Annotated in this window: 19 protein-coding genes and 3 pseudogenes; 4 read left to right on the top strand and 18 right to left on the bottom strand. The window is 69.2% G+C overall.

The genetic code is table 11. The features are described 5' to 3' along the window. Positions 1-44 precede the first annotated feature (44 nt). From KO353_RS16615 to KO353_RS16600, 11 genes and pseudogenes are all read right to left on the bottom strand, one after another. Entirely contained in the window at positions 45-440 is a 396-nt protein-coding gene (locus tag KO353_RS16615; protein ID WP_235691940.1) for a type 1 periplasmic-binding domain-containing protein, read from the bottom strand. 18 nt (positions 441-458) lie between these two features. Next, a pseudogene (locus tag KO353_RS16610) lies at positions 459-1,097 on the bottom strand (ABC transporter substrate-binding protein); the annotation flags it as partial. Between the two features lie 12 nt (positions 1,098-1,109). Beyond that, entirely contained in the window at positions 1,110-1,334 is a 225-nt protein-coding gene (locus KO353_RS16605) for a hypothetical protein (RefSeq protein ID WP_235691938.1), read from the bottom strand. Positions 1,335-1,512: 178 nt separating this feature from the next. Continuing rightward, positions 1,513-2,457 carry a branched-chain amino acid ABC transporter permease gene (locus KO353_RS16070; protein ID WP_235691937.1) on the bottom strand — a complete coding sequence of 315 codons (945 nt, stop codon included), beginning with the start codon at positions 2,455-2,457 and terminating at the stop codon, positions 1,513-1,515. Positions 2,458-2,461: 4 nt separating this feature from the next. Then, the gene (locus tag KO353_RS16065; protein WP_218285760.1) at positions 2,462-3,355 is read right to left on the bottom strand and encodes a branched-chain amino acid ABC transporter permease; all 894 of its coding nucleotides are present in this window, start codon (positions 3,353-3,355) and stop codon (positions 2,462-2,464) included. Beyond that, on the bottom strand, positions 3,352-4,314 hold the full coding sequence (locus tag KO353_RS17175; protein ID WP_456236918.1) for an AMP-binding protein: 963 nt from the start codon (positions 4,312-4,314) through the stop codon (positions 3,352-3,354). Before KO353_RS17175 ends, KO353_RS16065 begins: the two co-directional genes overlap by 4 nt. A gap of 146 nt (positions 4,315-4,460) precedes the next feature. Beyond that, positions 4,461-5,297, bottom strand: a pseudogene (locus tag KO353_RS17170) (AMP-binding protein); the annotation flags it as partial. Then, complete coding sequence (locus KO353_RS17165) at positions 5,294-5,425, bottom strand: ABC transporter ATP-binding protein C-terminal domain-containing protein (protein WP_456236936.1); 132 nt, start codon at positions 5,423-5,425, stop codon at positions 5,294-5,296. The gene KO353_RS17165 and the pseudogene KO353_RS17170, both read right to left, overlap by 4 nt. Before the next feature lie 138 nt (positions 5,426-5,563). Then, a pseudogene (locus KO353_RS16055) lies at positions 5,564-6,097 on the bottom strand (ABC transporter ATP-binding protein); the annotation flags it as partial. A 468-nt stretch (positions 6,098-6,565) separates the two neighbouring features. After that, complete coding sequence (locus KO353_RS16050) at positions 6,566-7,558, bottom strand: MFS transporter (RefSeq protein ID WP_235691936.1); 993 nt, start codon at positions 7,556-7,558, stop codon at positions 6,566-6,568. A 9-nt stretch (positions 7,559-7,567) separates the two neighbouring features. After that, on the bottom strand, positions 7,568-7,747 hold the full coding sequence (locus KO353_RS16600) for a hypothetical protein (RefSeq protein ID WP_235691935.1): 180 nt from the start codon (positions 7,745-7,747) through the stop codon (positions 7,568-7,570). 157 nt (positions 7,748-7,904) lie between these two features. On the opposite strand from KO353_RS16600, the gene KO353_RS16045 reads away from it, so the two are divergent. From KO353_RS16045 to KO353_RS16035, 3 genes are read left to right on the top strand one after another with little or no spacing between them, the layout of a single operon-like run. After that, the gene (locus KO353_RS16045; RefSeq protein WP_218285759.1) at positions 7,905-9,641 is read left to right on the top strand and encodes a DUF6311 domain-containing protein; all 1,737 of its coding nucleotides are present in this window, start codon (positions 7,905-7,907) and stop codon (positions 9,639-9,641) included. Further along, on the top strand, positions 9,638-11,149 hold the full coding sequence (locus KO353_RS16040; RefSeq protein WP_218285758.1) for a hypothetical protein: 1,512 nt from the start codon (positions 9,638-9,640) through the stop codon (positions 11,147-11,149). The genes KO353_RS16045 and KO353_RS16040 overlap by 4 nt, the downstream gene beginning before the upstream one ends. Beyond that, entirely contained in the window at positions 11,146-11,943 is a 798-nt protein-coding gene (locus KO353_RS16035) for a YdcF family protein (RefSeq protein ID WP_218285757.1), read from the top strand. Before KO353_RS16040 ends, KO353_RS16035 begins: the two co-directional genes overlap by 4 nt. 5 nt (positions 11,944-11,948) lie before the next feature. Here KO353_RS16035 and KO353_RS16030 read toward each other — a convergent pair whose 3' ends face one another. The 7 genes from KO353_RS16030 to KO353_RS16000 all read right to left on the bottom strand — a co-directional run bounded on the left by KO353_RS16030 (position 11,949) and on the right by KO353_RS16000 (position 18,578). Continuing rightward, positions 11,949-12,824 carry a glycosyltransferase family 2 protein gene (locus KO353_RS16030; protein ID WP_218285756.1) on the bottom strand — a complete coding sequence of 292 codons (876 nt, stop codon included), beginning with the start codon at positions 12,822-12,824 and terminating at the stop codon, positions 11,949-11,951. Next, entirely contained in the window at positions 12,821-13,696 is an 876-nt protein-coding gene (locus tag KO353_RS16025; protein ID WP_218285755.1) for a glycosyltransferase family 2 protein, read from the bottom strand. The genes KO353_RS16030 and KO353_RS16025 overlap by 4 nt, the downstream gene beginning before the upstream one ends. Further along, positions 13,693-14,817 carry a glycosyltransferase family 4 protein gene (locus KO353_RS16020; protein WP_218285754.1) on the bottom strand — a complete coding sequence of 375 codons (1,125 nt, stop codon included), beginning with the start codon at positions 14,815-14,817 and terminating at the stop codon, positions 13,693-13,695. Before KO353_RS16020 ends, KO353_RS16025 begins: the two co-directional genes overlap by 4 nt. Continuing rightward, on the bottom strand, positions 14,814-15,890 hold the full coding sequence (locus KO353_RS16015; protein ID WP_218285753.1) for a glycosyltransferase family 4 protein: 1,077 nt from the start codon (positions 15,888-15,890) through the stop codon (positions 14,814-14,816). The genes KO353_RS16020 and KO353_RS16015 overlap by 4 nt, the downstream gene beginning before the upstream one ends. Then, positions 15,887-17,398 carry a flippase gene (locus KO353_RS16010; RefSeq protein WP_218285752.1) on the bottom strand — a complete coding sequence of 504 codons (1,512 nt, stop codon included), beginning with the start codon at positions 17,396-17,398 and terminating at the stop codon, positions 15,887-15,889. The genes KO353_RS16015 and KO353_RS16010 overlap by 4 nt, the downstream gene beginning before the upstream one ends. 64 nt (positions 17,399-17,462) lie before the next feature. Next, complete coding sequence (locus KO353_RS16005) at positions 17,463-18,155, bottom strand: sugar transferase (protein ID WP_235691934.1); 693 nt, start codon at positions 18,153-18,155, stop codon at positions 17,463-17,465. Positions 18,156-18,290: 135 nt separating this feature from the next. After that, positions 18,291-18,578, bottom strand: a complete 288-nt coding sequence (locus KO353_RS16000; protein ID WP_218285750.1) for a hypothetical protein — start codon at positions 18,576-18,578, stop codon at positions 18,291-18,293. Between KO353_RS16000 and KO353_RS15995 the strand changes: the two genes are divergently transcribed. Then, positions 18,480-20,036 (top strand): DUF6311 domain-containing protein, encoded by a 1,557-nt coding sequence (locus tag KO353_RS15995; RefSeq protein WP_235692140.1) that lies wholly within the window; start codon positions 18,480-18,482, stop codon positions 20,034-20,036. The two genes, KO353_RS16000 and KO353_RS15995, sit on opposite strands and share 99 nt — an antisense overlap. Positions 20,037-20,169: the final 133 nt, after the last annotated feature.

Raw genomic sequence — 20,169 nt, 5'->3', positions numbered from 1 at the left:
CGGCTGGGCGGCAGGTCTCCCTGCCGCCCTGCCGAGCCCTTCCCTCACCAGCCGAGCCAGTCCTGACGGCGCTCGAGCGTGATGGTCGTCACCGGCTCGAGCTTCATCGTACCGGCGCGAATCAGCTCCGCGACCGAGCCTTGGGTCGTGTCGCCCGAAACAACGGCGCGGAACAGCGACACACGCATCTGGCCGCGATGATCCTCGGGCGTGAAGGTCGACGGATTGCACACGCCCTCGAACCCGGCCGGAACCCAGTCCTTCCGCACATAGAACCCGTCTCGGATCCGCTCGCCGGTGATGGCACCGCCATGGGCCGCCGCGCTCTCCATCGCCTCGACCATGATCATCGCCGAGCAGATTCCGGCGAGATAGTGCACGGGGCGATACTCGGTTTGCGGCGTCGCGCCGCCCTGGCTGATCGCACGCACATTTGCCATCCCGGGCGCCTCTCCACCTCAGACAACAGCGGTGCGGAGGGGGAAAACAACACCGTTGGCGGCCGTGCCTGCCGCCTTCATGGCGTTTTCGTCCATGCCCCACACATTGCCGGTGAACTGGACCTGAACGCCGGCCGTTTGGCAGGCGCGCAGCACCGAGATGTTGGAGCCCGCGGTGTTGCCGAGATAGGCATAGTTGGCGCCGGCGTTGCGCAACGTCAGGCACTGCGCCGTGTAGTCGCCCGGCGTCAGCGCGAACTGGATCGCCGGCAAGACCTCGAAGCCGAGCTCCGCCGCAAGCGCCTCGCCGGCCGCCTTCGGCGAGTTCGGATAGGGATGGTTGGCACCCATGTGGACGTATTTGGGCCGCCCCTGCCCGCCCCTCGCCTTCCAGTCCTCCGCCGCCCAGATGATCATCGCGCGCAGCGCATCCGAGTAGGATGGACCGTAGAAGAAGTTGAACGGTGCGGCCTTGTCGGCGCGCGAGGCACGGCCGGTCGGGTCGGTCAACGCTGCCGAGTAGGAGCCGGAGATGTAGGGGATCCGATCGCGCGTGACGAAGGTGATCAGCGCCTCCGTGTCCACCGTTCCCCAGCCCTGGATGGCAACAACGCGCTCACGCTGCACCCAGGCCTGGTACTGCGCGATCGCGCGCGGCGCCTGGTAGCCCTAGTCGAAGCCGGAGACGACGAGCTGGCGGCCGGCCACACCGTTTCGCACCCGGTTCACCCAGGCGAGCGAATCGGCGACCCCCTGGCCGAACGGCACGCCGACATCCGAGGTCGGACCCGAATTGTCCATCAGGTGCCCAACCGGAATTCGCTGCTGCGCCGAGGCCGCCCCGGCGACGATGACCGCCGCCGCAGCCGAAAGAAGCATGGATCTCGCGTGCATCTCTCTCCTCCTGGACGTTGTTGTTCCGCGCTGCCGCGGCCTTCCCCCTCCCCTGAATGGGAAAAAGGATACAGCTTCCAATACGCCTTGATCAGCCTCCAGCGATGCGCGAGCCCGTCCGACTCGAAGATCAGGAACAGCACGATCGCCGCCCCGATCGTCATCTCGCGGAGGTAACTTACCGCAGCGCCGAGGCCGAGCGCACGGTCATCACGCTGCCGGCGAGCATATTGGCGAAAGACTGCACCACCTCGGGCAGGAGCGTCATGAACACCGCGCTCATCATCGAGCCTATCACCGAGCCGAGCCCGCCGATGATGATCATCGCAAGAAACTGAATCGAGAAGAGGATGGTGAAGGCCTCGACCGAGACGAACAGGAGGTAGTGCGCATAGAGCGCCCCGCCGATCCCGGCGTAGAACGACGAGAGGCCGAAAGAAGGGGTGCGGTAGTAGGTGAGATTGATTCCCATCATCTCGGCGGAGAGGTAGTGGTCGCGCACCGCCACGAGGGCCCGCCCGTCGCGCGTCCGCATCAGGTTCGACGCCGACAGGAACATCACCACGACGTAGAACAGCACGACGTAGAAGTAGGTCTCGTTGCTGTCGAAGCGGACGCCGAACAGCGAGAAGGGCTCGGTGACGCGGCCGGCGACGCCGCCGGTGAACCAGCGCGCGCGGGCAAAGAAGTCCTCGATGATGAACTGCGCAGCAAGCGTGGCGATCGCGAGATAGAGGCCCTTCAGCCGCGCTGCCGGCAGACCGAACACCATGCCGACCGCCGTCGTCATCAGCCCGGCGAGCAGGATCGCGACCGCGACCGGCACGCCGTGCTCGACAAGCCAGGCCGAGGAGAAGGCGCCGACCCCGAAGAACGCGGCATGGCCGATCGAGATCTGCCCCGTGAACCCGACGAGGATGTTGAGGCCGAGCGCGGCGATGCCGAGATAGCCGGCCTGGATCATCAGGCTGAGGATGTAGCGATCGCCGGTCAGCGGGACGAGGCAGAGCGCCGCGATGGAGCCCGCGGCAAAGGCGCGCGAAAGCCTCGTCGGGAAGATCGTCGTATCGGCCCGGTAGCTCTCCCGGAAGTTGCCGCAGGGTGTCATCGCGATACCGGCCATCACGCTACACCCGCTCGATGGTCTTCGTGCCGAACAGGCCGTACGGCTTGATCATCAGGATGACGATCAGCACGTAGAATGGCGCGATCTGGAACATGTTGCCCCACTGCAGCACCTCGCTGTCGAGGGAGTGGGCGAGATTCTCGAGCAAGCCGATGATCAGGCCTCCAAGAACGGCGCCGACCACGCTGTCGAGCCCGCCGAGGATCACGGCCGGAAACACCTTGATGCCGTAGAACGAGAGCGCAGAGGAGACGCCGTTCACCACCCCGACGACGACGCCCGCGACCGCCGAGACCACCGCCGAGATTGCCCACGACATCGCAAACACCTGCCGCACCGAAATCCCGAGCGACTGCGCCACCTGCTGGTCGAAGGCGGTGGCGCGCATCGCGAGCCCGTGCTTGGAGACCGTGAAGAACCAGGCGAAGGCGGCCATGATGACGACCGAGATCGCGAGCGATAGCAGATAGACCGTCTGCACCTCGAGGCCGGCGATGTTGACCCGGTCGGCCGCGAAGATGCGTGGAAAGGGCTGGGCAAACACGCCGAACATCCACTTCATCAACGCCTGGAAGAAGATCGACAGGCCGATCGTGACCATGATGACGCTGATCACCGGCTCGCCGATCAGCGGCCGAAGCACCACCACCTGAAGCAGGATGCCGAACACCGTCATGAAGACGAGCGTGACGAGGAAGCCCAACACGAACGGGATCTGGAAGGTGGTGAGCAGCCACCAGCAGGCCCAGGCGCCGATCAGCAGGAACTCTCCTTGGGCGAAATTCACGACCTGGCTCGCATTGTAGATGAGGACGAAGCTCATCCCAACGACGCCATAGAGGGCGCCGACGATCACGCCGTTGAGAGTGAGTTGGAACAGAAGCTCCCAGTTCATGCCGCCGCCTCCGCAAGAGCGGCAGCGGCCGCGCCGGGCAGGAGGTCGATGACCGCGAGCGTGGTGCGGATGCACTGCGTATTGCCGTCCTGGAACCTGATGACCGTGTCGACCGGAATGGCGGTTCTGTCGGCGTAGATCGCGTCGATGATGTCGCGATATTTCTGCGCGATAACGCCGCGACGCACTTTGCGCGTGCGTGTGAGCTCGTCGTCGTCGGCGTCGAGCTCCTTGTAGAGCAGCAGGAACTTCCGGATCCTCTGCCCCTCAGGGAGCGAGGCGTTCACGCGCTCGACCTCGGTGCGCAGGAGCGCTGCGACCTCGTGCTTCGCCGAGAGATCGCTGTAGGTGGTGAAGGCGATGCGCTGACGCTCCGCCCACTTCGAGACGACAGCATACCGGATGCAGATGATCGCCGCGAGGAAGTCACGCCTGTCGCCGAGGATCACCGCCTCGGCGATGTAGGGGCTGAACTTCAGCTTGTTTTCGATGAATTGCGGGCTGAACCGGTCCCCGCGCGCGGTCGCGGCGATGTCCTTGATCCGGTCGATCACCACAAGATGCCCCTTCTGGTCGAAATAGCCGGCATCGCCGGTGTGCAGCCAGCCGTCCTGCAGCTCGCCCGAGGGGTTGTCGGAGCGCCAATAGCCCGCGAAGCAGTTCGGATGGCGCGTGACGATCTCTCCGACCCCGTTGGCATCGGGCTTGTCGATGCGCACCTCGATCGTCGCATCGAAGGGTACGCCCACGGTGTTGAAGTCCACCTCTCCCTCGCGGTGCAGCGTATAGGCGCCGAGGAGCTCGGTCTGCCCGTAGAGCTGCCGCAGGGGAACCCCAAGCGCGAGGAAGAAGCGGAACGTGTCCGGCCCGAGCGCCGCGCCTCCCGTCGCGGCCGATGTGATGCGGGAGACCCCAGCCGGTCGCGCAACGCCCGGAACAGGAGCATGTCCGCGAGCCATGACCTCTTCCCCGCGTCGAGTGCGCGCAAGCCGAGCCTCATCCCGAGAGCGAACATCCGCCGCTTGAACGGGGAGGCATCCATGACGCGCGCGCGGACATCGGCCGCGATCTGCTCCCAGACGCGAGGGGCAAACAGAACGAAGGTGGGCCCGATCTCGCGAAAGTCGGCGAGCATCGTCTCCGGCTCCTCGACGAAGTTCACCTTCATGCGCGTCAAAAGGGCGAAACCGAGCGCGTAGACCTGCTCCATGATCCACGGCAGCGGCAGGACCGAAACATACTCGTCCTCGGGGCCCTTGGGATCGGCGCGGAGATAGGTCGCACAATGGCGGATCAAAGCGCCCGCGGTGAGCATCGCAAGCTTAGGGCGGGCGGTGGTGCCGGAGGTGGTGCAAAGGATCGCCACCGCCTCGCCCGTCGTTGCCGCGACGAGATCGTCATACACCCCCGGTTCGGCGGCGTGCGCGGCCTCGCCGCGCGCGACAAGATCGGACAGCGGCATCAGACGCGGATCGCGATGCTTGCGCATGCCGCGGGAATCGGCGAACACGATGTGCCGAAGCCCCGGAACGCGATCACCGATGGCAAGCAGCTTGTCCACTTGCTCCTCGTCCTCGGCAAGCACCACCGAGGCGCCGGCATGGGCGAGCAGATAGGCAACTTCGTCGTCGAGCGCATCGCGGTAGATCCCAAGCGACATCGCCCCGATCGCGTGTGCGGCGATGTCGCCCATCACCCACTCGGGACGATTGTCGCCGATCAGCCCAACCGTCTCGCCTCGCCCGATCCCGAGCGCGCGGAGCCCGAGCGCCAAGGCGCGCGTGCGCGCGTTGTATTCCGCCCAGGTGATGGTGCGCCAGATGCCGAAGTCCTTCTCCCGCAGCGCCGTCTCGGAGCCATGTTCCCGCGCCTGCAGCGCAAGCAGTTTTGGAAGCGTATCGTACAGGGGGGTATCGGGCAGGCGCGGCGCGGGGCGCGTCATGTCACAGGGTCGGCCTCGTCGACCAGGAGCTCGTCCACCTCGCCGAGATAGGCGCGCTTCACATGCTCGTTTGCGAGAACCTCCTCGGGGCGCCCTTCCGCGATCTTCTTGCCGAAGTCGAGCACCATGACGCGGTGGGAGATGTCCATTACCACCCCCATGTCGTGTTCGATCATGATCACCGTCATCCCCCATTCCTCGTTGAGGTCGACGATGAAGCGGGCCATGTCCTCCTTCTCCTCGAGATTCATGCCTGCCATCGGCTCGTCGAGCAGGATCAGTTTCGGCTTCAGCGCGATCGCGCGCGCGAGCTCGACGCGCTTGCGCAGCCCGTAGCTCAGCGTTCCCGCCTGTGCCTTTCGAACGTGCTGGATTTCGAGGAAGTCGATGATCTCTTCGACCTCGCGCCGGTGGCGCAGTTCCCCACGCTGCGCGCCCCCGACCCAATAGAGCATCCCCGTCAGGAAGCCGTGGCGAAGCAGGTGATGGCGGCCGACAAGGATGTTGTCGAGCACGCTCATGTGCCCGAACAGCGCGACGTTCTAGAAGGTGCGGCCGATGCCGAGGGCAGCGCGGGCGTTCGGGCTTAGGCCCGTGATGTCTCGCCCTTCGAAGCGGATCGCGCCTTCCGTCGGGCGGTAGCGGCCCGAGATGCAATTGACCATCGAGGTCTTGCCCGCTCCGTTCGGGCCGATGATCGAAAACAATTCGCCCGGTCGGACGGCGAAGGAGACATCCGTGAGCGCACGAACGCCGCCGAAGCGCAGCGAGACGCGCGTTGCCTCCAGGATTGGCGCCATGCCCACGAGGACGTCTCCCAAGCCTCTCCGTCGTTATTGGCACGAAGTGTAGCGACGCGAGCAAGGCAACCGCAAGCACGGCTGGCCGCGATGTCGTTGGCTGCGCGACCGCCCGAGGCCTTCACATGAGCCAACCCGTGCGGCACAGCTTGCCCGCGCCGAATGCTGCGCGCGGCCCAGCGCGAAGCCCTGTCGCCTCGCGTTGCCCGCTCGGGCCGGAACCGCTCGCGGACGGGATCGTCCTTCTGTCATTGCGAAACCCCGGTCGGCCGCACCTCCGCTCCCGTCCCCGCCGACGCCAGGCGCCGTCGACGCGACGGCGCGAACGGAGTTCGTCGCACCAGCGGACCCGAGCGCGCCGGCTTCGGTGCACAGGCCGAAAGCGATGCGGCCGCAGCGTCGCTCAGGCGGACGCAAGCCGTGGCTCGGCGAGTGACCGGCGGAGCAGCCACGCGACGATCGCCACGTTCATCGCATTCCAGGCAAGGCCGTTGAGCACGGCCGCTTGATACGAGCCCGCGAGGTCGAAGATCGCACCCGACAGCCAGCCCCCGAGCGCCATGCCGGCGAGTGTGGCCGAGATCGCGATCCCGACCCGTCTCCGGCCTCGCTGGCCGGGAAGTATTCCCGCACGATGAAGGCGTAAGCCGGAACGAGTCCATCCTGGAACAGGCCGAAGATCGCCGACACGATGTAGAGGGCGGTGAGCCCGTCGAACGGCAGGAAGAGCGCGAGCGCGACCGCCTGAAGCAGCGAGCCGAAAAGCAGCGTCGCGAGGCCGCCGATCCTGTCCATGATGACGCCGCTTGCGAGCCGGCTGACAATGCCGAAGCCGAGCATCAGCGCGAGCATCTCCGCTCCTCGCGCGGGCCCGTAGCCGAGATCGACGCAGTAGGCGACGATGTGGACCTGCGGCATCGACATCGCAACGCAACATCCGAGCGCGGCAACGACGAGCAGCCCCTGGAGCGTGTTCGGCGCAAGGCCGAGCGGGCGCGTCTCGGCCCGCTCGCGCGACGCCGCAGCCGAGGCCTTGCGGGGAACCTCAGCCGGCACCGGCTGACGCAGCACGAGCGCAAGCGGAAGCATCGCAACCACGCACACCCCGCCGACAACGAGCTGCGCCGTCCGCCACCCTGCGCCCGCGACCAGCGCCTGCAGGACCGGCGGCCAGACCGCTCCGGCGAGATAGTTGCCGCTTGCGCAGAGCGCGACCGCGATGCCGCGATTGCGGTCGAACCAGCGGGAGATGTCGGCCACCAGCGGCGAGAAAACAGCCGAGGCACCGAAGAGGCCGATGAACACGCCGCTTGCGAGTGCGAACACCCACATGGTCGGCGCGGCGGCCGTCGCTGTATAGCCGACGCCGAGCGAAAGGCTGCCGGTCACCACCGGCACGATGACGCCGAAGCGGTCGGCAAGCCGGCCCATCATCACGCTGCCGCCGACGAAGCCGAGCATCACGAGCGTCTAGGGCAGCGAGGCGCTCGCGCGGTCGGTGCCGAACTCCGCCTGCACCGCCGGCAGGATCACCACGACCGACCACATCCCGACGCTGCCGACCGTGGAGAGCGTGAGCGCGGCAGCGAGCCTGACCCAAGCGTAGCGCGACTCGATGCCGCCCGAACGCCACGCGGCGCGGCGCGCCATGACCCGCCCCTCCCTACAGCTCGGTCTCGGACCCCAGTCCCGCCCGATCCGCGCCGCAATCGCCCGCCATGGTCCCGCCCGCTCCTGGCCGACCCGCTCGCCTCACCGCCGACCGCGCAGCGTGACCACCGACCGCTCCCCCCAGATCCCCGGCCTGATGGCTCATCTCGCCGCGGCCGCTATCGGTGCGGCGGTGGTGGTGCTGTCGTTCGGCCCCACACCGTGGGAGTTCTGGGAGGGAGTCCTGTCGCCGACCGCCACGGGATGGATGCTCGCAGGCCCCATGGGGCCCGACCCGGTGCAGTACTGGCTCGGCTGGAGCTGGTTCCGCCGTGACGCCTGGCACATCCCGCCCGGGCTGAACCCCAACTACGGTCTCGAGCTGTCGAGTTCGATCTTCTACGCCGACACCATCCCGCTCATCGCGCTCCCGCTGAAGGCGATCCGGAGCCTCGTCACAGTCGAACAGTATTGGGGCATGTGGCTCCTCTTCTGCGGCATGGCGCAGGCGGTGCTCGGGCTCAGACTCGCCGCGCTGTCCGGCATCGGCATCACCCCGGCCGGAACGCTCGCGCTGCTCGGTGCCTCGGCGCTGTTCGCCCTGCAGCCGATGATGCTGATGCGCATGGCGGGCCACCTCGCGCTCGCGGGGCAGTGGACGGTACTCGCAGCCCTCCTGCTCTGCTTCACGGAGGGGCGCGGCGCGCGGCGCCCTCTGGCCTGGGCCTTGCTCGTCTCCGCCACGAGCCTCGTGCATTCCTACCTGCTCGTCATGGTCGGCGCCTTGTGGGGAGCTGACTGGCTGCGTCGGACCATCGCCGCCCCCGCCCTGGGGCGTGCTGCCGAGGCCGTGCTCGTGCCCGCGCTCGGCGCGGCCGGGCTCTGGGCCGCCGGGTTCTTCGTTCTGCGCGCCGGTCTCGAGGCCTGGGGCTACGGAGATCTCGGGTTCAACGTGCTCGCCTGGTTCGACAGCACCCTGTGGGGATCGATCCTGCCGCCGATCCCGGACCTGCGCCACGGCGAGTCGGGCAGCGACTATCTTGGCCTCGGGGGGATCCTGCTGCTCGCCGCCGGGCTCGTGACCGTGTGTCTCCGGCGCGACCTCGGGATCCGTGCCGCGCTCATGCGCAGCTGGCCGCTTGTGGTCGTTCTGATCGCCTTGATCCTGTTCGCGATGACGCACATGCCCTCCATCGCCGGCGTGCGGATCACCCTGTTCGAGCCGCCGCCCTGGATGCTGAGGCTTGCCGGAATCCTGCGCGCCTCGACCCGCTTCGCCTGGCCGCTCGCCTATGCCCTGCTCGCTTCGGCGGCGATCGTGACGCTGCGCGCGCTCGGGCCGAACCGTGCCCGGCTCGCCGCCCTTCTCTTTGCCGCACTCGCCGCCGTTCAGCTCGTCGATCTTTTGCCCTCGATCCGCCACTACGAATCGCTCGTGATCAAGGAGCCGCGGATCCAGCCCGAGCGCCTGCCCGATCCGTTCTGGGACGAGATCGGCAAGGCCTACACGCGGATCCGTGCGGTGCCGGCGGCCGACCGCGGGCTTCACTGGGAATCCACCGCGCGCTTCGCCATACGTCACGGCATGACGACCGATGCCGTCTATCTGGCGCGGATCGACCCGGGCGCGATCGCCGCGCTCCGAGAGAAGATCGCCGCGCAGCTCTTCTCCGGCCGTCACGAGCCCGGCACGGTCTATGTCCTGCGCGACCGCGACACGCTCAAGCGCGCCGATTTCGGACGCGACCGGGAGCGCGACCCGATGCTGCTCATCGACGGGCTCGTCGTTCTTCTCCCGGGCTGGGGCGACCGCCCGATCCCCTCCCATCTGCGCCGGCTCGCCCCGCCCTTCGAGGACCTGCCGGAGGGAACCATCACCGAGGGCGTTCGGTGAGCCCGCTCGTTCCCGCTCTCACGAGCCCAGTCGGCCTCGCTCTCTCAATGCTCGCCGCCTCGCTTGCTCTGCGCTCGCTCTCCTTCGTTCCGGCGGTGATCGACACCGACGAGGGGCTCTACATCCTCCAGGCGCGGGACTGGCTTGCCGGCACCTGGCCGCTGATCGGTGTATGGGACATGCACCCGATCGGCGCGCCGGCGCTCGTCGCGCTCGCGCTGATGCTGCCCCTTCCCGTGATCTTCGCCGTGCGGCTGCTCGGCGCAGTTGCCGTGGCAGTGGCCGGAACCGCGCTCTTCGCGCTTGCTCGCGTGCTCGGGCTGCCCGCCGTGCCGGCCTATGCCGCTGGCCTGCTCTCGATCGCTCTGACAACGAATTTCGGCGGCCTCGCCACCAACACGGAGGTGCTGTTCTCGCCCTTCGTCGTCGCCGCGCTTGCGCTCGCGGCCCGCGAGGGGGTGCGTACGCTCGACGATCTGCAGCCCCCAAGGCCCGTGCGGATCGCGCTTGCGGGCCTGCTCGTCGGCATCGCCCTCGTGATCAAGTCGGTTGCGTTCTTCGAGGGCTGCTTCGCGTTCGCGGTGATGGTCGGACCTGCTCTGACGAAACGACTGCTCGCCCCGCCTGCCCTGCTCCGACACGCGGCGCTCTATACCGCCGCCTGCGGCGCGCCGACCCTGCTCGTGGGGTTGGCCTACGCGGCGCAGGGCGCCTTCGACATCTTCCTCGATGTCTGGTTCGTCGCCCCCTTCCGCTATCTCGGCGCCGCGATCACGTTCCGTGACGGCGCCTGGATGCTGGTGGCTGTTACCCTGTTCCTCATCTGGCCGATCGTGCTCGCCGCCGCCACGGCGCTGCCCGGCGGCGAGGTGCGGCGCGTCGCGGGGTTCGGCCTCGGCTGGCTCGTGGCCACCACGCTCGCCATCGCCGCTCCCGGGCAGTTCTTCAATCACTACTTCCTGATCTGGCAGCCGCCGCTGTCGCTGCTTGCCGCCGCCGGCGCATGGGCTCTGGCGCGGCGAATCCTGCCGGCGCGTCCGGGCCTCCTGCTTGCCGCCGCGCTCGGCTTCATCGCCGCCGACACCTGGACCGGCGATGCCGCGCGCCGGATCGAGACCGGCCCAGGCTTCCGGCGCGCCGACCCTATCCGGCTGGTCGCGCAGTCACTGCGCGAGATTGTCCCGGAAGGCTCCACCGTCTACATCGCCAACTACCATCCGGTGGTCTATGTGCTTTCGGGCATGGCGGTGCCGACCCGCTTCGCCTTTCCCCAACACCTCGCCGGTTGGTACAGCGGGGTGACCGGCATCGACGCCGATGCGGAGCTCGACCGCGTGCTTGCCGCGCGCCCTGCGGCGATCGTGGTCGATCGCGGCTGGTGGACGGCCATGCGCCCGCCTGCCCGGGCCGCGATCGAGGCGACGCTCGGGCGCCACTACGAGTTTGCCGCACGTGTTCTCGAGGCGAACGGGCCGGTCGAGATCTACCGTCTCAGGGATCCGCGATGACGACGCTGAGCTATGTGCTCTCGAAGCTGCTCTGGTTCGTGCTGCGCCCCGGCACCTTCGCGCTTCTGCTGTGCCTTGTCGGCCTCGTCGCGTGGTGGCGCGGGCGGCGCTGGGGCCGCTGGCCGCTCGCCTTCGGCCTCGGCTTCTTCGTGGTGGTGCTCGCAACCCCCGTGGCCCCGCTCCTGCTCATCCCGCTTGAGGAACGGTTTTCCCGCCCCGTCGAGCCACCCACGCACGTCGATGGCGTGATCGTGCTCGGCGGCGCGGTGGATCAGAACCTGACCGAGGCGCGCGGGATCCCCGCTCTCAACGGCGCGGCCGAGCGGATGACGGAGGCGATCGCCCTCGCCCGGCGCTACCCGCAGGCGCGGATCGTCTTCACCGGCGGCCAGGGATCGCTCGTGCATGGGGGGCTGACCGAGGCGGATGTCGCTCGCGCGCTCTGGACCGCGATGGGCCTCGATCAGGCGCGCGTGACTTACGAGGACAAGAGCCGAAACACGCACCAGAACGCTGTGCTGACCAAGGAGCTCATCAATCCGAAACCGGGCGAGACGTGGCTGCTTGTCACCTCGGCAAGCAAGATGCCGCGCGCCGTCGGCGTGTTCCGCGCCGCCGGGTGGCCCGTCGTCCCCTGGCCCGTCAACTACAGGACGGGACGCAGCTTCGCAGCCCTCTACGACGCTCCCTTCCCCGAGCGCCTCGCCCAGGTCGAGGGAGCGTTGCGCGAGTGGATCGGGCTCGTCGCCTACTGGATGATGGGGCGGACAGACGCGCCCTTCCCCGCTCCCTGAGGCGATCAGAGCGAGAGGATACGGCCCGGGTGCGCCCGGCCGCGCAGGAGGTCCCACAGCGCGAGCATGTTGCCGCGGAACCGCCCCCAGCGGTCGACATGAGGCTCGGGCGCGATCGAGCGCACGAGGTTGATCGCGCAGTGGCGTGCGGCCGAGGGGATCGCATGGCTCCAGGGAAAGCTCCCCTTCCGCGCGAGATAGATCGGGTTCGCGACCTGGCTGTAGCCGAGGCGAAGCCCAGGCGTGCGCGCCGCCTTCGCGCCGAGATGCACACCGCGGGCGCCGGCAAGCCGCAGGATCGTTCCATAGGCAGCAAGACGTCGCGTCACATCGATGTCCTCGTACCACGCATAGAGCGGCAGCGCTTCGTCGACGCGGATCCGGTGCGCGCGCACCGGCGCCATCCGGAACGCCATGTTGCAACCATAGCCGTTGAAGTGCGGCGCGGCGGCGAGCAGATCGGGTGGCGGGATGTCGGCGGCGAGGATCGCCCGCCCCTCCTCGACCGAGATCCCGGGCCCCTTGGCGCCGTCGGCGATCACCGTCCCGGTCGCGACGACGCAGTCCGGTCGCGCCTCGAGCACGCGCCCCAACACCTCGAGGTAGGACGGGGCGGCGAGGAAGTCGTCGTCGAGGAACAGCACCACATCCTCGCGCGCTGCCTCGAGGATGGCGTTGCGCTGTTTCGGCAGCCCGGCCTCTGCCTTGAGGAAACGAATGTCGGGCCGGCGCGCCGGCAGATCGCCGACATCCTCCTCATCCACATGGCAGACGAGGATCGCCTCGGGCGCGCGAGTCTGGCGTGAGAGCTCGGCGATCGTCTCGGCGAGGATAGCGGGCCGGCCACGCGTGGCGATGCCGATGGCGATCGAGAGGGTCATGCCACCGCCTCGAGCGCCTGGGCCGGGGCCCGACGCGCCACCTCTCCCGCCATCAGCCCGCGAAACCGGCCGCGCAGGGTCTCGGCGTGATAGCGCGCGGCCAGCAGGTTCCCCCGCGCAAGGCCGAGCGCGAGGCCGCCCAGAGGGCGGATCACGAAGGACAGGATCGTTCCAACGCGAGCGTGGCGGCGCAGCACCACGCCGAGCCCGGCGCCGTAGAGGGCCGCACGCTCGACGGCGACGTCGGTCATCCGCTTGTCCGGATGCACGATCCGGAGGTCATGGTCGTAGCGGGCGGCGATGCCGCGCCGGATCGCCCGCGCCACGAGATCATTGCCCTCGGCCGAGCCGAACGGCGTTCCGGGCCCCAGCGCCTCGTCGAACCCGCCCAGAGCGAGCGCGACCTCGCGGCGTAGGAAGAGATTGAACTCGATGACGCTGGTCCAGAGATTGGCGAGCGTGATCGGCCCGCTTTGGGCGCGCCAGCGCCCGGATCCGAGCCTTCCCTCGGGTGAGGCTGCGGGGCCGGTAAGCACGCCGAGTGCCGGGTCGGCGGCGAAGGCGCTCGCGGCGCGGGCGAGCACGCCCGCGGGAAGAACGCAGTCATCGTCGGGGAACAGAACGAGCGGCGCGCGCGCATGGCTGAGGCCGAGATTGCGGGCGTGGTTGGCGTTCGCGATCGCAGAACGGATGTGGATGAGCGGCAGACGTTCTGCAAAAGGGGCGATCACGGATGCGACACGATCATCGTCGTTCTGGTCGACGACGATCACCTCGGCTTCGACCGGCGCCTGGGCGACCACGCTCTCGAGCATCTGGCCGAGCTCGGCGCTTCGCCCCCTGGTCGCGACGATCAGGCTGAACGCGGTCATCGCGCTCCCAGCTCGCGAGCAACAAGCGCCTTCATCGCATCGCGGAACACCGCCTCGCCGAAGCGCATCGCGTTCGCGCGGCAGGCCTCAGGCGTGATCGCCTCAGCCAGCCCCTCGAACTGCTCGACGGCGGCGATGATGCTCTCGGGTGTCTGTTCGGCGAAGAACACTCCGGTCGGCTGGTTCGCCGGGGGCGCGCGCACGATGTCGAGCGCCCCGCCGCGGCCATAGGCGATCATCGGCGTGCCGCAGGCCTGCGCCTCGACGATGGCGATGCCGAAATCCTCCTCGGCGGCGTGCAGCGCGGCGCGCGCGCCCTGCATCCGGTCGATCAGTTCCGGTTGCGAGACACGCCCCAGGAATGTGATGTTGGCCGCTCCTCCGGCCGCATCGCGGACCGCCTTCATGTTCGGCCCGTCGCCGATCACGACGAGCTTGCGGCCGGGCATGCGCCGGAACGCCGCCGTGACAAGCTCGACCCGCTTGTAGGGAACCATGCGCGAGGCGACGAGGTAGTAGTCCTGCTTGTCGCGTCGAAGCGTGAAGCGGTGCACCGCCACGGGGGGGTGGATCACCACGCTCTCGCGCCGCCACACCTTGCGGATCCGCTCCGCGATGTAGCTCGAGTTCGCCACCAGCACGTCGACGCCGGCGGCGGAGGCACGGTCCCAGATCCGAAGCCGGTGCAGCATCCACCGAGCGATCGCTCCCTTGAGCCCCCGCTCGCTGCCGCTCTCGCGGAGATACTGGTGCTGAAGGTCCCACGCGTAGCGCATCGGCGAGTGGATGTAGCTCACATGCAGCTGCCCCGGCCCGGTGAGAACCCCCTTGGCGACCGCGTGCGAGGAGGAGAGAACGAGGTCGTAGCCGGAAAGATCGATCTGCTCGACCGCGAGCGGCATCAAGGATAGGTATTTGCGAAACTGGGTGCGCGCGAACGGCAGGCGCTGGATGAAGGTGGTGCGGGGCCTCCGCCCGCCGAGAAAGCCGCGTTCCGCCTCGGGAAGGAAGTCGCAGACCGCGAAGAGATCGGCCTCGGGCCAGGCGAGCAGGAGCTGCTCGAGCACGCGCTCGGAACCGGCATAGGTGTCGAGCCACTCGTGCACGATCGCGACCTTCATGCGCCCACCTCCGCCACGGCCTCGAGCAGCCTCTCGGCGGCTGCCCGCCAGGTGAAGCGCGCCGCCCGCTCCTTCCCGGCCGCACGCAGGGCGGGGGCAAGACCGGGCTCGTCGAGCAGCCGTTCGAGCGCCGCCGTCAGGCTCTCGGGGATGGCCGGGTCGAACCACAGAGCCGCGTCGCCGCACACTTCCGGCACCGCGCCGGCGCGCGCGGCGATGACGGGGCAGCCGCTCGCCATCGCCTCGAGCGGCGGAAGGCCGAAGCCCTCGTAGCGGGAGGGGAAGACGAGGCAGAGCGCTGCCTCGTAGAGCGCGCGAAGCTCGGCATCGCTCACCCGGCCGAGGGCGATGGCGCCGGGGCCGGCAACGTCGCCTGCGGGGCGGAACACGGCTGGGTCGGCCGCGCCGGCGGCGGCGAGCGTGATCCCGCGCGCGGCGAGAAGCCGCGCCGCCGCTGCGAGCGCCCCGAGGTTCTTGTGCGCCGCCCGCGTGCCGACCGCGAGCACGAAGCGCTGCGGCTCGAGGCCATGGCGGGAGAGTATGGAAGGGTCGGCCGGCTCTCGAAGCGCGTGCTCGCCCCCCTCGTAGGTCACGGCGATCAAGGCCTCCGGCACAGCCAGGGCGGCGGCGATACGCCCGCGCGAGAAGGCGGAGACGGTGACGATCCGCGCCTTGCGCCGGGCGAGCAGACTCTGCAGCAGCCGATACCACATCCGGAAGGCGAAGGAGTAGCTCTCCGGCGTGTCGAAGGCGCCGGCGTCGTGGATGACGACGAGCTGTTTCGCACCCGCAAGAAGAGGCCCGGTATTGCCAAGGCTGACCAGAACCCGCCCGCGCGCGGCCCGCGGCAGGTCGAGCTGCTCCCACACCTGGCCGTGGCGTGACCCCGTGGTCTCGACCGGGATCGGGGCGAGCCATGGCGCCACGGTGCCAGGGGGCGCGACAAGGCGGATCGGCGGTGCCCTTCCCTCGGCCACGAGGGTGGCGAGCGCTCGGGTGATCTCGATCGCATAGCGCTGCACGCCGGTGAGCGCCTGGGTGAGGAATCGGCCGTTGACGACGATCTCCCTCATCGTCGCAGAAGCGTTCCCGGGGAGCGCAGCGCAGCGGCAAAGGCGGCGCGCTCGTCCGCCGCGAGCGTACGCCAGCCGAGCGCGGCGAACAGCCCAAGGCAGGCCATGCCGACCCCAAGGGCGGCGCCGACAGACGGCATGGAAGACGCCGCGGCGAGGCCGGCTCCTGCCGCCCCGACGGGTGCCGCGAGCGCGCGCAGCGTCGACGACGCCGCCGGATAGACGCTTGCGGCCAGAACCGCACGGCCCGCGCAATCGGCCGCCGCGCGAAGGCTCCAGGCGATCGCAGCCCCCTCGATCCCGATCGCCAGCAGGAGCAGAGCCGAAAGCGGAACGAACACGAGGGCCTGGGCGAGCGCAAACCGCGCCGTGAGGTCTGGCCTGCCGACCGCCTCGATCAGGCTTCCCGGAGCGAAGGCGACACAGTTGAACAGGATGCCGACGCCGAGGATCCGCAGCACCGCCGCCCCGCCCTCGGCGAACTCCGCCCCGAGCCAGAGCCGAAGCCCGGGCTTCGCGAGCGCAACGAGCACCACCGCCGCCGGCAGGACGATCGCCGCGATCAGCAGCGTCGCCTTGCGCACCAGCGCCACCGTCTCGGTCGGGAGGAGGCGGAAGGACGAGGCGAGCGCGGGCAGAAGAGCCTGTGCGACCGCGACGGGCAGGATCCAAAACCGGATCACGAGATCAAGCGGGGTGGCGTAGAAGGCGACGGCCTCGAGCGTCAGAAGCGCGCCGATCAGGAAGCGGTCGGCATAGAGAAGCGCCTGGGTCACGGCGGAGGCGAAGGTCATCCATCCGCCGAAGCGAAGAAGCGGCACCACAGGCGCGAGCCGGACCGAGCGCCAGGAGAGGCCGGGCAACAGGGGCCGCACTAGAAGCGCATAGGACACGGTGTTGGCGAGCCGGCAGCCGACGAGAGCGAGCATCGCGCCGATGAGCGAGTTCCACACCAACAGGACAAGAACCGGCCCGAGATAATAGAAGACGGAGACTGGGATGGTGACGAGGTTCGCCACCCGGAAACGCTGGTGCGCGGCGAGCACGCCCCAGAGAGCGGCGTTGGCAACGACGAGCGGCGCCGCCGCGACGAGCACGCGCATTGCCCCGACAGCCTCCTCGACGAGGCCGGGAGGCACGTTCAGAAGCCGTTCGACCAGCGGGCGGATCCCGACCCAGGCAAGGCCCGCGAAGAGGGCGCTCGAACCGACAAGAGCGGCGAGAGCCGAGGCGACGAGTTCGCCCTCCCCCTCGCGCCGGCCTGACCCGATCCGCTCCGAAAGCGCCCGCGTCAGCGCCGGGCCCACCCCAAGATCGAGCATCCCGAACACGCCGACGAGCGCTAGCGCGAGCGTGAACAGGCCCCAGCGTTCGAGCCCGAGCTGGCCGACCAGCACCGGGGTGAGTGCGAGGGCAAGCAGAAGAGGTAGGCCGCGGCCGAGCGCGTTCCACGCCACACCCGCGACCAGCCGCCTGCCGCCCGCGCGGGAGGCGACGTCTTCGGTCATCGACCGGACCAATAGCCCCGCCGCCGAGGCGATGCAGCCGGCGAGACGCGGCGTCGATGACCGCTCAGTAGGCGCCGCGGCGAGAGAGCACGGCCGCGGGGGTCAGGAGCAGGATGCGCAGGTCTTCGAGCAGCGAGGGCTGCGTCGCGTAGGCGACATCGAGCGCAACGCGTCGGTCATAGCTCGTCTCGCTTCGGCCGCTGATCTGCCACGGCCCGGTGATGCCGGGGCGGACGAGCTGGTAATGCTCGGCCGCTGCGCCGTAGTAGGTCGCAAGCTCGGACGCCTGGACCGGACGGGGCCCGACCAGGCTCATCTCGCCCTTCAGCACGTTGATCAGCTGCGGCAGCTCGTCGAGCGAGCTCGCGCGGAGGAAGCGGCCGATCCGGGTCACCCGCGGGTCGTTCTTGAGCTTGCGCGTGGCCGCCCACTCGGCCCGCGCCGCCTCGTCGGAGGCGATAAGCGCAGCAAGCTGCGCTTCGCTGTCCACGACCATGGTGCGGAACTTGAGGCAGTTGAACGGCCGCCCGCCGCGCCCGACACGGGTATGTGAGAACAGGGCCGGGCCGCCATCGGCGCGCACGAGTGCGGCGATGACCAGCATCGGCACCGCCAACAGGACAAGAAGCGAGGCAGCGCCGACGAGATCGATCGCGCGCTTCACCACAGGGCGCAGCACGGCAGCCACGCGCTGCCCGCCCGAACGGCCGACGAAGAACTGAGCCCGCAACGACGGGTAGGCCCGAAGACCGGACATGACCATCCTCTTTTCCCGCTGGACCCGCTGTCCCTGCCTTGCGGGCGCACGCGGCCGTTGCGAGGGTCTCGCCGCGGCACCCAGGAGTGGTTCGGATCACCAGCGCGCGCAGTCTCTCCGTCCTCGTGGGCGGCTTCACGACGTGGTTGGGGCGGGATTGTGGCGCTGCAGCAACCGCCGCGCGAGGAGCGAACACGCCCTGCCGGCGCGGATGCCGCCTGCGTTGACGCGCGACAGCAGGAACGGCACCAGACGCGGGTGGCAACCCAGCACAGAGAAGCGGACCAGCATTTTCCACGCCTTTCGGCTTATCTCGCCGCCGCGCTGGTCGGACTCTGCCAGGCGCTCCTCGTCTTCCCGGCCGACTTCCTGTTCCCCGCCGCCGGTGGCGACACGGCTCTTGTCGGTGATGCAGCGCAGCATGCGATTGCGCAGCGGTATTTCATCGCCGACTCATGGCACTGGCCGCCACTTCTTGCACGAAACATGAACGCTCCCGAAGGCGTGAACATCGCCTTCGCCGATGCCATCCCGCTGCTCGCTCTGCTGCTCAAGCTCGCCAGACCCCTCCTGCCACCTGGGTTCCACGGCATCGGCCTCTGGTATGCGCTGATGACCATTGCCCAGCCGGCGGCCGCCGTCTGGGCGCTTCGGGGAACGGGCGAACGGCGCCTTCTGCCTGCGCTCGGCATTGTCCTCGCCGCCCTTGGCACCCCTGCCTGGCTCGCGCGCTACGGCCATGCGGCCCTGACCGGTCACGCCACGATCCTGGGCGCGCTCGGCCTCTATCTCAGGCTGGTGCGGAGGCAGACGACGCTGCTTTGGGCCTTCGCAGCCTTCACGATGGTGTCGACCCTGCTGGTCCACCCCTATCTCGCGGCGATGGCGCTTGCCGTCCTTGGAGCGGTGCCCCTGACGCTGCTCCTGCGCGGAGATAGGGGCTGGGTCGCGGCCGGAGCGGGGCTCATCGCCTCAGGCCTCGCCGTCGCGGCCGCCATGGCGGTGCTCGGCTATTTCGGCGCCGTGGGGGATGGAGGCTACGGCAACTACGCGCTCAATCTGCTCTCCCCGCTCTGGCCCTATCGCTCTCTGCTGCTTGGCGGCAGCATCGGCGGGGAGATCGACGCGACTGGGTTCGGCGGCTGGGAGGGCTATGCATGGCTCGGCGCCGGGCTCGTCGCGGGGCTCGTGCTCGTCGTGCTGCTTCGGCCTGGAACGGCTCGGACGACGCTCCGACGTCATGCCGGGCTTGCGCTCGTGCTCGCCGGGCTCACCGCGCTTGCAGTGAGCCACCGCGTCGGTGTGGGCGAGCGGATCGTCCTTGATCTCGGCGCCGCTCCTGCCTTCCTCGAGCAGTTCCGCGCCTCGGGGCGGTTCTTCTGGCCGGTGCTCTATGCTCTTCTCGTCGGGACGTTCGCGCTGCTCGCTGGGGCGGGCAGAGCGGGACCCTGGCTCGCCCTCCTCGTCGGCGTGGTCCAGATCGTCGATGCGACCCCGATCCGCCGAGACCTTGCCGCCTGGGCCTCGGCCCGCCCCGGATGGACGCTCGATGCGCCCGCGCTTCGCGCACTGATGGCGGAGGCGGAGCGGTTGACGCTTCTGCCCTCCTGGCCCTGCATCCCGGCCGGTTCCACCCGGAACTTCATGCAGGCGCATGAGGCGCTGCTTCTTGCCTCCGAGCGGGGCCTGCCGGTCAGCACCATGCATGTCGCGCGCTGGCTGACCCCGCCCGTGTGCGACGACGCGGCGCGCGCCGCGGCGCCCTTTGCTTCTGGCGAACTGCGTCTGATCCTGCCCGAGGCGGTGCCGGCTCTTGCGCAGCTCGTGCCGGAGGGCGAAACGCGCTGCCGCGCGCTCGGCGAGGCCGTGGCGTGCCGGTAGCGCTCCCCTCTCCCCTCCCGAACTGCCGACCCGGGGTGAGGGCGGGGGCCACGGCCCTGCCGCTTACCCGCCCGTCCTCGGCATGATCGCTGCCTTGCCCCACCACACGGCACGGCGAGGATCGGCTGATCGC

This window comes from Elioraea tepida, from assembly GCF_019203965.1.
GTDB classification, from domain to species: domain Bacteria; phylum Pseudomonadota; class Alphaproteobacteria; order Acetobacterales; family Acetobacteraceae; genus Elioraea_A; species Elioraea_A tepida.
Note: the sequence above shows the minus strand (reverse complement) of the source record. Positions and strands in the feature narration are given on the sequence as shown.

What these genes read in the sequence shown, in the direction of transcription:
- KO353_RS16615 (WP_235691940.1), bottom strand. Translation starts at nt 440, where the DNA reads ATGGCAAATGTGCGTGCGATCAGCCAGGGCGGCGCGACGCCGCAAACC.
- KO353_RS16605 (WP_235691938.1), bottom strand. Translation starts at nt 1,334, where the DNA reads ATGCACGCGAGATCCATGCTTCTTTCGGCTGCGGCGGCGGTCATCGTC.
- KO353_RS16070 (WP_235691937.1), bottom strand. Translation starts at nt 2,457, where the DNA reads ATGGCCGGTATCGCGATGACACCCTGCGGCAACTTCCGGGAGAGCTAC.
- KO353_RS16065 (WP_218285760.1), bottom strand. Translation starts at nt 3,355, where the DNA reads ATGAACTGGGAGCTTCTGTTCCAACTCACTCTCAACGGCGTGATCGTC.
- KO353_RS17175 (WP_456236918.1), bottom strand. Translation starts at nt 4,314, where the DNA reads ATGGCTCGCGGACATGCTCCTGTTCCGGGCGTTGCGCGACCGGCTGGG.
- KO353_RS17165 (WP_456236936.1), bottom strand. Translation starts at nt 5,425, where the DNA reads ATGGTGCTCGACTTCGGCAAGAAGATCGCGGAAGGGCGCCCCGAGGAG.
- KO353_RS16050 (WP_235691936.1), bottom strand. Translation starts at nt 7,558, where the DNA reads ATGCTCGGCTTCGTCGGCGGCAGCGTGATGATGGGCCGGCTTGCCGAC.
- KO353_RS16600 (WP_235691935.1), bottom strand. Translation starts at nt 7,747, where the DNA reads ATGGCGCGCCGCGCCGCGTGGCGTTCGGGCGGCATCGAGTCGCGCTAC.
- KO353_RS16045 (WP_218285759.1), top strand. Translation starts at nt 7,905, where the DNA reads ATGGCTCATCTCGCCGCGGCCGCTATCGGTGCGGCGGTGGTGGTGCTG.
- KO353_RS16035 (WP_218285757.1), top strand. Translation starts at nt 11,146, where the DNA reads ATGACGACGCTGAGCTATGTGCTCTCGAAGCTGCTCTGGTTCGTGCTG.
- KO353_RS16030 (WP_218285756.1), bottom strand. Translation starts at nt 12,824, where the DNA reads ATGACCCTCTCGATCGCCATCGGCATCGCCACGCGTGGCCGGCCCGCT.
- KO353_RS16025 (WP_218285755.1), bottom strand. Translation starts at nt 13,696, where the DNA reads ATGACCGCGTTCAGCCTGATCGTCGCGACCAGGGGGCGAAGCGCCGAG.
- KO353_RS16020 (WP_218285754.1), bottom strand. Translation starts at nt 14,817, where the DNA reads ATGAAGGTCGCGATCGTGCACGAGTGGCTCGACACCTATGCCGGTTCC.
- KO353_RS16015 (WP_218285753.1), bottom strand. Translation starts at nt 15,890, where the DNA reads ATGAGGGAGATCGTCGTCAACGGCCGATTCCTCACCCAGGCGCTCACC.
- KO353_RS16010 (WP_218285752.1), bottom strand. Translation starts at nt 17,398, where the DNA reads ATGACCGAAGACGTCGCCTCCCGCGCGGGCGGCAGGCGGCTGGTCGCG.
- KO353_RS16005 (WP_235691934.1), bottom strand. Translation starts at nt 18,155, where the DNA reads ATGTCCGGTCTTCGGGCCTACCCGTCGTTGCGGGCTCAGTTCTTCGTC.
- KO353_RS16000 (WP_218285750.1), bottom strand. Translation starts at nt 18,578, where the DNA reads ATGCTGCGCTGCATCACCGACAAGAGCCGTGTCGCCACCGGCGGCGGG.